At 33.6% G+C, this 14,996-nt stretch carries 11 protein-coding genes; 5 read left to right on the top strand and 6 right to left on the bottom strand.

What is annotated here, in order from left to right:
• Positions 1 to 610: 610 nt before the first annotated feature.
• A complete protein-coding gene (locus AC3DU7_RS02480; RefSeq protein ID WP_488037787.1) occupies positions 611 to 1,486 on the top strand; it encodes an alpha/beta fold hydrolase in 876 nt (291 codons plus the stop codon).
• A gap of 247 nt (positions 1,487 to 1,733) precedes the next feature.
• On the opposite strand, the gene AC3DU7_RS02475 is transcribed toward AC3DU7_RS02480, so the two are convergent.
• Both AC3DU7_RS02475 and AC3DU7_RS02470 read right to left on the bottom strand, forming a co-directional pair.
• Entirely contained in the window at positions 1,734 to 3,752 is a 2,019-nt protein-coding gene (locus tag AC3DU7_RS02475) for an ABC transporter ATP-binding protein (RefSeq protein ID WP_488037786.1), read from the bottom strand.
• A gap of 58 nt (positions 3,753 to 3,810) precedes the next feature.
• Positions 3,811 to 4,980: a glycosyltransferase family 4 protein gene (locus AC3DU7_RS02470; protein ID WP_488037785.1), complete on the bottom strand. Its 1,170-nt coding sequence runs from the start codon at positions 4,978 to 4,980 to the stop codon at positions 3,811 to 3,813.
• 1,201 nt (positions 4,981 to 6,181) lie between these two features.
• On the opposite strand from AC3DU7_RS02470, the gene AC3DU7_RS02465 reads away from it, so the two are divergent.
• From AC3DU7_RS02465 to AC3DU7_RS02455, 3 genes are all read left to right on the top strand, one after another.
• Complete coding sequence (locus tag AC3DU7_RS02465; protein ID WP_488037784.1) at positions 6,182 to 6,610, top strand: DUF1824 family protein; 429 nt, start codon at positions 6,182 to 6,184, stop codon at positions 6,608 to 6,610.
• Between the two features lie 680 nt (positions 6,611 to 7,290).
• A complete protein-coding gene (locus AC3DU7_RS02460; protein ID WP_488037783.1) occupies positions 7,291 to 8,184 on the top strand; it encodes a hypothetical protein in 894 nt (297 codons plus the stop codon).
• Positions 8,185 to 8,438: 254 nt separating this feature from the next.
• Positions 8,439 to 9,338: a hypothetical protein gene (locus AC3DU7_RS02455; RefSeq protein ID WP_488037782.1), complete on the top strand. Its 900-nt coding sequence runs from the start codon at positions 8,439 to 8,441 to the stop codon at positions 9,336 to 9,338.
• Positions 9,339 to 9,439: 101 nt separating this feature from the next.
• Here AC3DU7_RS02455 and glgA read toward each other — a convergent pair whose 3' ends face one another.
• The 4 genes from glgA to AC3DU7_RS02435 all read right to left on the bottom strand — a co-directional run bounded on the left by glgA (position 9,440) and on the right by AC3DU7_RS02435 (position 12,683).
• Positions 9,440 to 10,858 (bottom strand): glycogen synthase GlgA, encoded by a 1,419-nt coding sequence (glgA, locus tag AC3DU7_RS02450; RefSeq protein WP_488037781.1) that lies wholly within the window; start codon positions 10,856 to 10,858, stop codon positions 9,440 to 9,442.
• Positions 10,859 to 11,166: 308 nt separating this feature from the next.
• Positions 11,167 to 11,631, bottom strand: a complete 465-nt coding sequence (locus tag AC3DU7_RS02445) for a DNA phosphorothioation-associated protein 4 (RefSeq protein ID WP_488037780.1) — start codon at positions 11,629 to 11,631, stop codon at positions 11,167 to 11,169.
• A 317-nt stretch (positions 11,632 to 11,948) separates the two neighbouring features.
• On the bottom strand, positions 11,949 to 12,335 hold the full coding sequence (locus AC3DU7_RS02440; protein ID WP_488037779.1) for a RidA family protein: 387 nt from the start codon (positions 12,333 to 12,335) through the stop codon (positions 11,949 to 11,951).
• A 12-nt stretch (positions 12,336 to 12,347) separates the two neighbouring features.
• Positions 12,348 to 12,683: a pyrophosphohydrolase domain-containing protein gene (locus AC3DU7_RS02435; protein WP_488037778.1), complete on the bottom strand. Its 336-nt coding sequence runs from the start codon at positions 12,681 to 12,683 to the stop codon at positions 12,348 to 12,350.
• A 481-nt stretch (positions 12,684 to 13,164) separates the two neighbouring features.
• On the opposite strand from AC3DU7_RS02435, the gene AC3DU7_RS02430 reads away from it, so the two are divergent.
• The gene (locus AC3DU7_RS02430; RefSeq protein WP_488037777.1) at positions 13,165 to 13,953 is read left to right on the top strand and encodes a class I SAM-dependent methyltransferase; all 789 of its coding nucleotides are present in this window, start codon (positions 13,165 to 13,167) and stop codon (positions 13,951 to 13,953) included.
• Positions 13,954 to 14,996 lie beyond the last annotated feature (1,043 nt).

Raw genomic sequence — 14,996 nt, 5'->3', positions numbered from 1 at the left:
ATTCCGTAGCGGTTTTAACCAGAAGTAATTATCAATTATCTATCAATGAATCCTATTTCTTAATTAGGGAGTAGATTAGATAGGGACCTTGCGTAAAACGTCCGTACAGAGTAATAATTCGGGAAATAGGGAATAGCGATGCGACCCAGTAGTGGCACGTCAAGCTTGAAATAGTGTTTTAGGAAAATTCTCCAAACCTTAGCCAGAGCAAGAATTATACTAAAAAATTTAATACACCATTTTCAGCTTGACACGCTAGTAGAGTGCGATAGAGGTTGGAACAAAGGGCCAGCAAGTCGCGCCTTAGCCAGCCGACAAATGCATCTGTAACACACACCAAGATAGAAAAGAAGAAAAAATGTACCTCAAGTAACTTGAGAAACACTACATATATCAACAAACAATAAAGCTGACTATCGATACATCTTATACCAATTCCCAAAAATAATGCTATACTTCCGATGCAACATTAGCTATTAAGTAATAATAATAGTTCAGCAATGTTTGTAACGATTATCGGCATTAAACAAAGATATCTTATGTCTTTGAACCCTACTCCCTACTCTCAAAGAGATGTAGCAATAATGCGTGAGAAATGGTATTAAATTTGATGACTACCCCTAAAACTTGGATATGGCGAGGCTGGCCGATCTGCTATCAAAGCCAAGGAGAAAAAGGCCCTTCTGTAGTATTAGTACATGGTTTTGGTGCTTCCTGGGGACACTGGCGCAAAAATATCCCTGTACTGGCTACCAATTGTCGCTGTTATGCTATTGACTTACTTGGTTTTGGTGCTTCAGCTAAACCAACTCCAAGTAAAGATGTTACCTATACATTTGAAACATGGGGCCAACAAATTGCTGATTTCTGTAGAGAAATAGTTGGTGTCCCTGCTTTTCTGATTGGAAATTCTGTTGGTTGTATTGCGGTGATGCAGGCGGCAGTTGATTATCAAGATATTGCTTTAGGTATAGGAATTATCAATTGTTCTTTGCGACTTTTGCACGAACGGAAAAGAGCTACTCTTCCTTGGTATCGTAGTCAAGGGGCATCCATAGTACAAAAAATGCTCAAAGTCAAGTGGATAAGTCAAATATTTTTTAATCAGTTAGCAACAAAGAAAACAGTCAGACGAGTATTATTGCAGGCTTATAAACGTTCTGAAGCTGTTACTGATGAATTAATTGAACTACTCTTAACACCAGCAAAAGATGAGGGAGCGGTTGATGTTTTTGTGGCTTTTACTGGTTATTCTCAAGGACCTTTACCCGAAGATTTATTGCCAATATTACCATGTCCGGCTGTCATTTTATGGGGAGAGGAAGACCCCTGGGAAAATATTGAATTGGCAAAGGAATTTGCTAAGTTTGAAACAGTAGAAAAGTTTATTCCTTTACCTGGGGTTGGTCATTGTCCTCAAGATGAGGCACCGGAATTAGTCAATCCTATTTTGCAAAAATGGATATTTGAAAAATGGAAGCGTTAACTAAGTCAGAAGTCAGAAGTTATATTTATAATAGTGATTTGAGCAAGGCTCCAAAAATATTTGGCCTTAAAAGACGGAGTTGTGCTACCCAATTATTTTGATAAAACTCTATTTAGCGTTTTAGTGCTGCTACGCGGAAGTTAAAAGTCAAAAATCAGCTAATTATCTAAAATATATCAATATCAAAATTTTGGATTAATTATTCATAATAATCATAATCATAACTAAGCTAATAAAACTTTAAGTGTTAGCCTTTCTTCTCATTTACCATTTGATTTTCAAATATTTCTAGGGTTCTTAACAGAGAAATTGCTGACTGAAAAGCTTCCTCAGTAAGTTCTGCTTGTTCTTCGGGTGTATCAACTATTTCATCAGCTAATAGTCTTAAAGAACCAATAATTTGATTGAGAGATCCACGAGCTTCATAAGATGCCTTAGTCAAAAGTTGTTGGTCAATATAATTATCTGCCTTAGATTCGTCGCCAAACTGTATAGAATAGAGACGGCGATAGTAACCATCTTCTTTTTCTAGAAGTTCTAAATGAGTGCCAATTTCCACTAAATTTCCACGCTCTAAAACAGCTATCTGGTCTGCATTTTGAATTGTTGAGAGACGATGGGCAATGACTAAAACTGTTCGGTCTCGACTTAATTTATCGATGGCCTCCTGCACCAAACGCTCAGAAACAGTATCAAGGGCACTGGTGGCCTCATCTAAGATTAATATTTCTGGATCTTGCAATAATGCCCTAGCAATAGCCAAGCGTTGACGTTGACCCCCAGAAAGCATAACACCACGATCGCCTATTTCGGTCTCCCATTGCTTTGGCAATTCCATAATAAAATCATAAGCATTAGCTTGTTTGGCTGCTTGAATCATTTCATCTTCTGTGGCATCAGGGCGAGCATAAAAAATATTATTTCTGACTGTGTCGTTGAATAAATGAGTAGTTTGACTAACAATACCTGTTTTTCTTCTGAGACTGGTAATATCGAACTCACGTAAGTCAATGCCATCTATGGTAATGGAACCAGATATAGGGTCATAAAATCTTGGTAGTAGGTCAGCAAATGTTGACTTACCTGCTCCCGAACCTCCCACTAATGCTAAGGTTCTACCTTTAGGTACAGATACATCAACATTTTTGAGAACTAAATTACTATTACCTGGATAAGAGAAAGAAATTTTATTAAAATGAATTTTCCTCCTAACTTTTTGAAAGGGTATTGAACCAGGTTTCATAATTGGTTTATTATCTCTTCTCCATAAGTCTACAGCCATATCAAAACTAGCAGACCCTTTGGCAATTTGATTACGAGTACCATTAATTCCTGATACCATTGGCAGTAAACGAAATAGAACTAAAAGATAGGTAAGTAGGATAGCAGAGAGGTTGGCAACTTGATCGACAAATAAGGTTCTACCTAATAATAAAATACTGATTACCGTAATTATGCTTGTCACTTCATTAACTGGTGCTATTAATGCTGAATTCATTTTGGCTTTCAGCGCTATGTTTTCCAAGGAAAGCATTAATTTTCTTAACTGTTTATATTCTCTATTTTCAGTACTTACTGATTTAATTAAGCGGATACCATTGAGAGTTTCAATAACTTTAATTGCATAAGTTTTTTGTTCCCGGTTCAACAAAGAACCATATTGCTTTGAACGACGGATAAATAATTGATTAATACCTGCTATTAAGCTTACCAATAGAGTAGAAATTAAAGTAAGTTGCCAAGAGATAGAAATTAATATGCTGACAAATAATAAAATAGTTATTGATTGGGTTACTAGATTAATATAAGCATTAATAGTTTGCGTGCATTGAGCTGTATCTGAGCCTAAACGTTTTGTTAAATCTCCTACTTTTACTTTTGTGAAGAAATCTAAATCGCTGTCCATTAATGTTTGAAACATTTCCGATTTAATACTATTTGTGAGGCTACGAGTAAAAGCTACTGATAACAAGCTCCTGAAATATGTAGTTGAATTTTTCAGAACAATAGTTAATATGACGGCTAAAAGCATCACCACAAGACGATACTTTTCTGGAACTCCATCAAAAGGGGATAAGAAAAATTTAATTATAGGTGGAGAGCCTTTCAGTTCAATTTCTTGCCCAGAAATTTGCAGTAGTATAGGTACTATTAGAGCTGTATTAACTCCGTTAAATAATCCTCCGGCAAAGCCTAATATAATATTTCCTATTATGTGGAAAGGATAACGCCGAATAAATCTTAAAATAAATTCTTTTTTAGACATTTATATTTTCCTGGTATCTTAGATTATCTCAATTTTTACTACTCTTAATACCTTCTCGCTAAATTTTGATTAACTCTGATAAAATGGCTGCCATAGCATCAATACTATAATATTTAATACATCTTTCTCTAGCTTTCATACCTTTGGTATTTGCTGTGGCTAAGTCATTAAATATTAGTTTAATTTGTGCTGCAATTTGTTCGGGAGAACTCGGATCGACTAAATAGCCAGTATCGCCTACAATTTCTGGTATGTCCCCTACTTTTGTGGCAATAATTGGTTTGGCCATTGCCATACCATCAGTTAGTTTTAATGGAAATTGTGCTTGAGCTTCTGGAGTATCTCTCTGGGGGACTACTACAATATGGGCGGCGGCTACAATTTCTGGCATAACTGTAGGTGGATATTTTGGCATTTTAATTATCCAATTACCCCATCTTTCCATTAGTTGACGGTCATAATCATCATAAGGACTACCTCCGACAATGACCAACCTTAAATCTGGCTGATTGATATTCTCTAGGGCTATTAACACGTCTTCTACACCTTTATAGGGTCGTGGTGCCCCTGGAAACATTAAAATTTTATAATTATTCAAGCCATAAAGGGTTCTACTTACCTCTGGATCGTACTTGGTTGGGTCGAATAAAGTGGTGTCTTTTCCATTTGGTAAATAAGTCCCACCAAAGCGTTTTTTGAGAAATTGATTGTGTAGAGTTACCCTGTCTGCTTTGGAAACAAAACTTTCTATCCATTTTAAATAAAAGGGATGGTCTGGTTGTCTTAATGCTCCTTCTGGTTTCAAAATATCTCTGGCTAATTGTTTCAGACTGGGATGATATTTCCAATTATCTCCTCCATGCCAGCTTAACTCCCAATCGTCTATATCTAAAAATACTGGGCGATGGGTTTGCATTTTTCTGAGTAGAGATAAACCTAGACTGGTAGGTTTTAATTTGTAGGCGTAAATTATGTCTCCTGTTATTTTATCTAAAAGTTGTTTGGCTGATAATAAAAATTTGGGATAGTAATTGTGGCTATCTATGGCAATAATAGTATTTTCCTGATTAGTTGTTAGTTGTTGTTTTTCTCCACTAACAAAGCCCACAATTTCTACATCTACTTGTAGTTTTTTTAGTGCTTGAGATAATAAGAAAGGACGCACTGCGCCTCCCCATCTTCCCACACCACTGGTTGATAAGTCACTAACAACTAATGATATTTTCACTGATAATTAATTTCCTGAGTTTACTACTTCTATTATAATTTTATTTATTCGATCTAAGGATTATTTTATTTATTTGGTAATTAGTTATTGAGAATCTTTATTCTATATTCCTTCTATATTTCTATGTAGATATTTTGTTTGTGCGATATTTTTTAAGAAAAATAGGAAGGGGTTAATGTAATGGATAAATTTAAAAAGTATTGATACAACTTAAGACCTATGAATATAGTCATAAATTACTTTTTTTATTTATGGATAGCAAGATAGCAAGTTTTTCTAGTTTATCTATATAATGAATTTTACTAAACTTATAGTTAATCATCAAAAATATTGTTTCATAAAAAAATTTTACTTAGATAATATAATATAATTTTTTTCAATAGGTTTTGAAAAAATGTTACTCATCTAAATACTGACGGTTAATTTTCTCTATATGTAGCTCATGTTCATATTATATCTTAGGATGGCTACAGTTGATTAAGAGTGATAATAACTCATGTTCAAGCTTCCTGTCAATTATTACATGAAAGTTCAAAAGTAAGTATTAAGTCCAGTATCTTGATATCGCTAATTATTTAAGGGGTTGAAGAGTAGGAAGTATAATAATAGGCTGGTTAATATAGTATTTTTCATACATACAGGTGAAGTCTTTTATATGTTATCTGGTTCTTAGTTAACTCTTATAAATTTTTTACCTTATATCAAGTCTCATTAATTAGCAATATTAAAAATGTTATTATTTCTAATGTCAAACGTCAAAAATTTTGCTGCATTTTCTTGATTTACTGGAGTAATAACTAGGATTAAAAGAGATAAGATATTTTGGTTTAATACTGATAATTGTCACAAACATTGCTAAACTATTATTATCACTTAATAACTGAATTTTTAATGAGGTATAGCATTATTGTTGGGAACTGGTATAAGTGAGAATATTTTTTAGGTGCGGAATACTGCACAAACAAATTTCTCCTTGTTTTCTCTTCCCTAAGACCTACACACGTTGATGCAACGTCTCTACTAAGTTTTTTATTGTGGTTATTCAAAGAGAGATAATATTAGACAATATGATAGATGTAATATTAGGCTGTCATTGATTAACTTTAATTAATTGAGTTATTGAAAATTGTATAATTTTTATAAAACTCCTGTTATCCAACCAATATTACAGATATTATCGTCATACAATTTACAGTATTATATGTCTACTCAAAACATTCAGAATCTCACTGTTGCTCAAGCTGAAGAAATTCTCCATAAATTTACCTGTAAAAACATTAAGTTAGTAGATTCACCAGAGGAAAAAGCTATTACTCAAGCTGCAATTTTGCTATTAGCTAATTTGTCTGACTATCAAATGTTGGGAATTTGTGCCGAATCTATTACTGATGCTTTATCTGCTTTAGAAAGCTATCTAGGGGCGTTAGGATATCATACCACTCTAATTGATGATTCTAATTTGGGGGCAATTGAAGGTTCAGTTTATATCAAATTTAATGGCATGAAAGAGTTATATCATATTGAATCTTATGTCGGAGAATATAGAGGGGTATTAGTTTCTTGTCAGTCTGCTGAAGCGACAGGAATTAATGGAACTTATGGTTATTTACCACTTGATTTATTTGACTAAAATTTAGAAAAATAATTTTTTTTACAGCAAATTCCATCAGCAGTGAAGTATGCTTATAGCGGGCAAGATGTCCATATTGTAGATACAGCAGTTTCCCAAGTTATGAGGTACATATATTGATGCTTTAAGGGAGTAGAGAGTAAGCAATAAAAAAGACGGGAATTAGGGTAGTGAACAAGCAAAAAATATTTACCCCAGTTGTACCGCATTAGTTGGAAATCTGCTCTATTTACTTGTTAATATCTGTACTTCATATACGACCGAATCTGCTGTATATATTTATGATTAATTATTGACAAATTTATTAATTAGGACTTGCTGAAAAGTCTTTTTTAAGCAGTGGGGGAGTAGGGGAGTAGGGAAGTATGGGAGAGTTTTTTTGCCTAACTCTTGCTAAAAATACTAGGGTGTTTATCATATTTATTTTGATATTTAAACCAATAAATAACTAGGGTCATTTCAGTTATCAGTTATCAGTTATCAGTTATCAGTACCTCTGCAATAAGGAGGCTTGAAATACGGAATTCTCTTTTCTCTTAGTCCATTGGATATAGCTCCGAGACCTCGCCATCCCACCCTACGGGAAGCTCTGCTTTTCGCGCCAGCGTTGCAAAGCAAACGACTGCTTTTTATCCCCTTAAAAGGGTAGGCTTTAGACCAAGATTTTTAGGTAATTGGTTATGGAAACTTCTGTTGTCCCATTTTTATTATCGGTTTTAGTTAACAGTTTTACGGAAGAAGCTGGCTCAAAAATAGCTCAAACAACGCTTCAAAAAATAGCTTCTCTAAGACAAAAAACTAAAGAAGAGCTTGAGGAAGATTTTCAAACCAGGTTAGTGTTGAATCAATTAGAAGCAAGCAATGGTGAAGAATCACCGACTCAAACTTTAAAGATAATTGCTGATACTTTACAAATAAAAATAAAAACAGAACCTGATTTTGCGAGAGAAGCGGAAGAAGTTCAACATCTATTTGAAACAGAACTTAAATCTAATTATTCAACAGATTTTCAAGAGTATGTTAGACAAATACAAAGGCTAACTAATAAAATAAAAGCTTTGCAGAAAGATGTAGATGATGTTAAACAAAAAATCAAGGAAAATGTTAGTAGAGGTGATTATTTAGGTAAAGACCCAGGTATTCTTTCTGGAAATCAAAATTTTATTCAAAACATCAATCAAGGGAACTCAAATGTTTTTGTCCGTAAAAGTATTAAAATCACTAAAGGTATTCAAGATGATGTGAAATTCATCCCCTTGAACAAAGAATATACTCAGCGTATCCTAACTCAAATAGAGCAAATCAAAGGAAAAATAACTCAATTTTTTACAGTCAAAGAGAGTATGGATGAGTTAGATAAAATTCGTCAACCTATTCCAATATCAACAGGTTATGTAGAACAAGAATGGGAAGTTAAATTTCCACTGTCTTTTTTTGCAGATTTCTACTGGAGAAAACTAATAAAAAATCCGAAAAAAGATGATATTAATCAAGAAAATAAATTAGTTTCTGCAGAAAGTTATAGCAATGAGCGCTGGTATATTTACAAATTGCAGGATTTGCCCAATAGCTAAAAGTCTTATGTTATCGGCAATTTATTCCCTCTGTTGCCAGATGAGCTGTTGCCTGTTGCCTGCGCACAGCGCTATATCTTAAAAAGATTAGAGGTATAGAGTCTCAATTAGGTGCAACTCCTGAAGAAGATAAGGCTCTACTACAATCTCTGGGAAATATAGCAGATGAAGTAAATCTGCAAATATCTAAGTTAAATAATTCATTTATTCTGGCTTTATACCCAGCTTCATCTAGTAAAGAATTAGTTGCAAATATGGTTTCTAAAATTGGATATAAAGAAATTCGGGAGGAGGCAGAAACCCATTTGAGTGTTATTAGCAAGTTGCTGGAAAAGCTCAATAATTTGATGGGAAAATTCGATATAGAGAACCACAAAACTGAAATAAAATTATCCAAGCAGCAAAACAACGTAGTTTCCCATCAAACTTTAGTCGAGATAATTAAAAATTCAAATTCTGAAGACATCATCAATTCTTTTGATTTAATCAAAAATCTAGTAAAAAAATCAGAAAATGAACAAATTTCTATTAGTCAGAATAAAGATAATAAAGACCGCAATAATCAAGACGATCGAGATAAAAATATCTATGTTTTAAGTGACGAAGCACAAGCTACTATAGGGATAATGATTGATATTGAAAAGAGGCGTTATTTGGTTGAAAAGTTAGTAAACTTCGATCTACAGAAGGCAAGGGTAACTACTGGTTTAGTTACTATAACTATTGTGGGAATTATTTTAGTGATGATTGTTGGGGGATTATTTTATGGGCCTTTAGTTTCAGTGGGAGAAAAATCTTTGAATGAACTAAAACTTCCATTAATTAATATTCCTTGGCCTGTTGTTTTCTGGAGTTTTATAGGTAGCTTTGCAGCAATGATTTATCGCTTTAATCGTCAACCAATTTATGAATTTGGTAATGTGCTTAAATGGACTGTTACTAGATCGGTACAAGGAATTGTTCTTGGCTCTGCTTTTTATCTGATTCTTATTTCTGGCTTATCTCTATTAACATCAGAAAAAATAACTACTGAAGTAATTTTGATTCTATCTTTTCTAGTCGGTTTTAGCGATCGCTTTGCTGATAATGTATTTAATACTCTAATTGAAAAATACACTAAAGATGGAAAGAAAAAAGAGCAAGAAAAAATTTAAAATAAATCAAGCAAAATAAATCAACTAATAGATTGATCCTATCTAATAATTTTAACCTGAAGGAATTGGGGAAATTCACCCCAGTTCCTATTCTAAATTTATTACTGTACTAATTCAGGTTCTTTTTCTACTGCTGTTTCTTCCTCAGGTAAGCCAAGTATCGATTTATACATTTTAATATACTCCTGAGCTGATTTGTCCCAACTAAAGTTTTCTCTCATGCCACGTTTCTGTAATTCTTGCCATTGGTCTTTAAAGCGGAAAGCTTCACAAGCTCTAACCATTGCAGTAAAGAAGTCTAGTGGTTCATAGCGATCGAAACAATAGCCAGTACCAGCATTGTTAACTGGGTCATGGAAAGATACTGTATCAACTAACCCTCCTGTGCGACGTACAATAGGTACACTACCATAACGCATGGCCAACAATTGACTAATGCCACAAGGCTCAAATCGACTGGGCATTAAGAAAGCATCAGTTCCTGCATAGATCCGTCGAGATAGTGCATCATTATATAAAAGTTGCACACTCATACGACCAGGATAACGAGTAGCTATCTGCCACATTTGGGTTTCATAGAAGCGATCGCCCGTGCCCAACAAAATAAACTGACTATCGGTGTAGGCCATAAACCGATCCAAGACTTGCAACATTAGATCGAGTCCCTTTTGCTCTACCAGTCTGGATACCATTCCGACAAGAAAGGTATTCTTATTTACTTCAAAACCTACCTCTTCTTGAAGAGCAATTTTATTATCAGCACGTTTCTCCAGGGTATCGACGGTATAAGTTTGAGCAATATATCTGTCATTAGCTGGATTATAAAAGTTCATGTCGATACCATTGAGGATGCCCTGTAGTTTCCCGCTTACAAAAGACATTAAACCATCTAGGCGTTCCCCATAGGAAGGTGTTTGGATCTGACCAGCATAAGTGGGAGAAACAGTAGTTACCCTATCTGCAAACTGAACTGCTGCTGCCATTGTGTTATGGCCTTCCATGTACCAGGGACACCAAGTAATTCTTTCCAAGTACCAGCGCCAAGGTCCTTGATAAGCTAGGTTATGAATAGTAAATACGGTTTTAATATCTGGGGTTTCGTTCATCCAAACTGGTATCATGCCTGTGTGCCAGTCATTGCAATGAATAATATCTGGTTTCCAACCATTCCAGCAAAACTCAGCCGCTCCATTAGCAAATAGAGTGAACCTCCAGTCTTCGTCATCTCCGTAGTAGATACGACGTGGCCAAAAGCTAGGATGACCAAACAGATACAACGGTACATCACTTTTTGGTAGTACCGTCTCATAAATGCCAAAGCTTTGATACATAGCATTTCCTTCCCAGATGGGTTCTTCTGGAATTTCCATTTTGTCGCTCAGAAAGCCATAGTAAGGCATAAGAATACGGACATCGTGACCCATGGCCCGTAGCACTTTGGGTAAGGCTCCTACTACATCGGCCATACCACCAACTTTGGCTAAAGGAGTTACTTCAGCTGCCACAAATAAAATTCGCATGATTCTTTAATTTGCGTTCCCTTTTTGATGCTCAATATCGTCATCATACCTGTATGGGCGCATCTAGACTATAAGTCAAAAGTCAAAAATTAAAAGTCAAAAGTTTTAAAAACAGCTCCCGCTTCCTTCTTCAATAAGTATGGTATTTTTACTTGAGATGCAAATTATACCAACTAAAAAAAAGGATGCTATAAAAAGTGCGCCGAAGGAGAAAATTTATTGATATTTATTTTTGGTCTATTCTAGAATTTTTCAGAAGAGGTGACGATTAATTTTGAATTGTTGATTGTTGATTTTTTAACTTTAATTTATTTCAAAAATTTAGTTAAGTCAAATTCTGTTTCTGGCTGAGATTTTTGATACCTCTCAGAAATTAAGAATAATAAAAGTCGTTCTGAATAATTTACTGCTCCCCGCATTTCATCTCGTAATATTTCTAGTCCTCCATTGGCATATTCTTCAAATATTTTAATGCAATTCTCTTCTATTTCTTCATTTGCTGGAGAGATAATTTTTGTATCTTTTGTGTCGGCGATCGCGATTAATTTAATTATACTTTCATATCCCCTAGACCAAAACACTTCTATACTAATTGGACCCGGTTCTCTTTGAGATATTTCTGTTAATGGAATTCTGTGGTTTTTCTTAATGGCTAAAGATGCTGCAAATATCATTACATCAGCATAAGTTTTAAAAGGACCTGTTTTTTCTTCTGACTCGGTTAAAGCTTTGACTAAATCTGCTTTATCTCTGGCAATTCTTATTCTATTCATTACTAAAAATTCAATATATATAGCCTTTTCATTTGAAATGCGGAAACAGAGCCTTGCTCAAAAGGGAACAGGGAACAGTAAATAATAAAAAACACTATTAAATATTAGCTTTGTACAATAATTAATGGATACTCAAGACAGGATTTTTTGATTAGAAAAAAGTTCTATCTAGATTTACATTTCATTTGAGAACACTATAGCAGGGAATAGGTAACAATTGGAAATACATTTCATATTTGAAGGAGAAGTAATTATTAATTGTTTAATTTTATCTACGGTACTATTAAGTATTAGGCAGATATTTATCATCTTTATTATTATTTTGAAATATAAGCATCAGCTTCAATTTCTACTAACATTTTTGGAGATACTAAACGGTTTACTTCTACCATCGTAGTAGCTGGTTTAATCTCACCAAAAAAATTACTATGTGCTTTACCTATTTGTTCCCATTCATCAATATTTGTGACATAAATTCTGGTTCTCACTACGTCTTTTAAACTTGCTCCTACTGTCTGTAAGGCTGTTTCAATATTCTGGATAATTTGTACAGTTTGTTCATAAGCATCTGTACTAATAATTTCTCCTGTTTTATCCGTAGCAGTAGTGCCTGAAACGTAAACAAAATTATCTATTCGTACTGCACGGGAGTAACCCACAATTTTTTCCCAAGATGTATTAGTTGATATGTTTTTTATTGACATTTTTAATGGTTTCTATTTAGTAGTATTTTCTTCTGTCCACAATAACATGATTTTCTGCTCAAAATCTCCTTTAGTTGCGCGTTTTCGGTCTCGTTCGAGTGTAATTTGATTATGAGAAATGCCATAGCTTTTGAGTAAAGCATCTACTACTTCTAATAAATCGGCTATTTCTATGGCTAATTCACTGTTATTTGCTGTTGCTGCTTCTTGAGCTTCTTCAATAAGTTTTTCTCGTAATGCTTGGCGATATTCTGTTTCTGAGAGAGTGATAGTTTCACATTCTAAACCATTTTTACGGATAATTTCTGGTATGCGATCGCGCACTAATTTATTATATTCTTGAGGCATAATTATATTAATTTACCAACTAATTTTTGTTGATTGCTTGAATTGATACAATAATTTGTATCTCTAATTAGAATATATACCAATCTAGTAAAATAGGGAATATTTATCTTGCTTTTTAATTATTTTGTAACTAAATTTATTAAATTTAAGATTATTTATTTCTGCTTAAATCCATGAATTATTGAGTTGAATTCATCCAATAATTAATTATTTCATATTTTAATTTCTTCCTTGAAAGTAGAAGATTAATTTATATTTATTTTGCTGAATTGTTTATTTAAAAATAATGAGTAATTATTGATTAGTAAAAAATCAAATATTACCATATAAATAGTAGTTTATAATCCTATTTAAAAATAATAAAAATAGATAAATATCAGGCAAGTATAAGCAAATAAATTTTACGTTTTTTTGTTTTTTATTAACTTCTTGATTTAATAGAATATGGTATATTATTTCAGTTATTTAATTCTACTTAGCAATGGATAAACAGTTCAGGAACTATTTTCAAAATGTAGCTATAATTTTATCTATAGCTATTCTAGGTTTCCTCTTAAATGCTTGTGCTATCAAAACTAACGTAGTTGCTAGTTCAGATAGAGTTTATCAATATAAAACTATCCATAATCCGGAAGGTATTGGGAAATTTTATCTAGGTCGAGAAATAGCTAAAGTTATGGGTCATGAAGGTGCTGGATGGTTAGAAAGACCTAGTAGAAGTTATAGAGAAAATCCTCAAAATGCTATCGATGATCTTGATTTAAAACCTACAGATGTTGTGGCAGATATTGGTGCTGGTACTGGTTATTTTACTTTTAGAATTAGTCCTTTAATTTCTCAAGGTAAGGTGATGGCGGTAGATGTACAACCGGAAATGTTGGAGTTAATTAATTTTGTTAAAAATGAGGAAAATATTACTAATATTGAGACGGTTTTAGGGGATGTAGATAATCCTAATTTGTCTCCTTCTACTGTTGATGTTGCTTTGTTAGTTGATGCTTATCATGAGTTTGAATATCCGCGAGAAATGATGTTAGGAATAGTTGCTGCTTTGAAGCCTGGTGGACGGGTTATTTTATTGGAATATCGCGGTGAAAATCCGATGATTATGATTAAAGGTTTGCACAAAATGACTGAGAAGCAGGTGAAAAAAGAAATGAATTCTGTGGGTTTGGTTTGGCAAGAGACTGATGATTTTTTACCACAACAACATTTTTTAGTGTTTAAAAAGCCTGAATTTTATCAAGAAAATCCACTGTTAAATAACTAGATTTTCGATTGAAGGGGTATTTAAATTTCTTCTAATTGAAAATTACTGAGAATTTATATGTAGGTGAAATACTATTTTTGTATTGAATAAAAAGTCAAGCATATAGGCGAGTTAACCCTTATAGTTAAATTATCTCACAATTATTTGACAAATGCAAGGCAAAAAACCCTTGGGATTTTTCTGAGCTTCACAGAATGACAATTGGGTGGGGGTTCTCAGTAGAGCGTTGACACAGCAAGTGCGATAGCTACATCGCTATCAACAAATAACTAATAAAAATCACCTCTATTTCTCCAGACTATTTGTGGTAGTGAGTGCTGAGTATTTTATGTATATTTCTTGATTGAATAAAAAGTCAAGCGTAGGGGCAAGTTAACCCTTATAGTTAAATTATCTCACAATTATTTTGGAAATGCAAGGCAAAAACCTAGGTGTTTTTTTGGTGCTTCACAGAATGAAAATTTAGCGGGTATTTTCAGTAGAGCGATCGCTTTTATATAGGTAACTAATAAAAATCACCTCTATTTCTCCAGACTATTTGTGGTAGTGAGTGCTGAGTATTTTATGTATATTTCTTGATTGAATAAAAAGTCAAGCGTAGGGGCGAGTTAACCCTTATAGTTAAATTCTCTCACAATTATTTGGGGAATGCAAGGCAAAAACCTCGGCGATTTTTTGAGCTTCACACAATGACAATTTAGTGGGGATTTTCAGTAGAGCGATCGCTTCTATATAGATAACTAAGATAACTAATAAAAATCACCTCCAGTCTAGCCATATTTGTGTCTTTTATTTCTCCAGACTATTTGTGGTAGATAGTGCTGAGTATTTTATGTGTATTTCTTGATTGAATAAAAAGTCAAGTGCAGGGGCGAGTTAACCCTTATAGTTAAATTATCTCACAATTATTTGGGGAATGCAAGGCAAAAACCTCGGCGATTTTTTGAGCTTCACACAATGACAATTTAGTGGGGATTTTCAGTAGAGCGATCGCTTCTATATAGATAACTAAGATAACTAATAAAAATCACCTCCAGTCTAGC

The sequence above is a fragment of the Okeania sp. genome (assembly GCF_983059655.1).
Note: the sequence above shows the minus strand (reverse complement) of the source record. Positions and strands in the feature narration are given on the sequence as shown.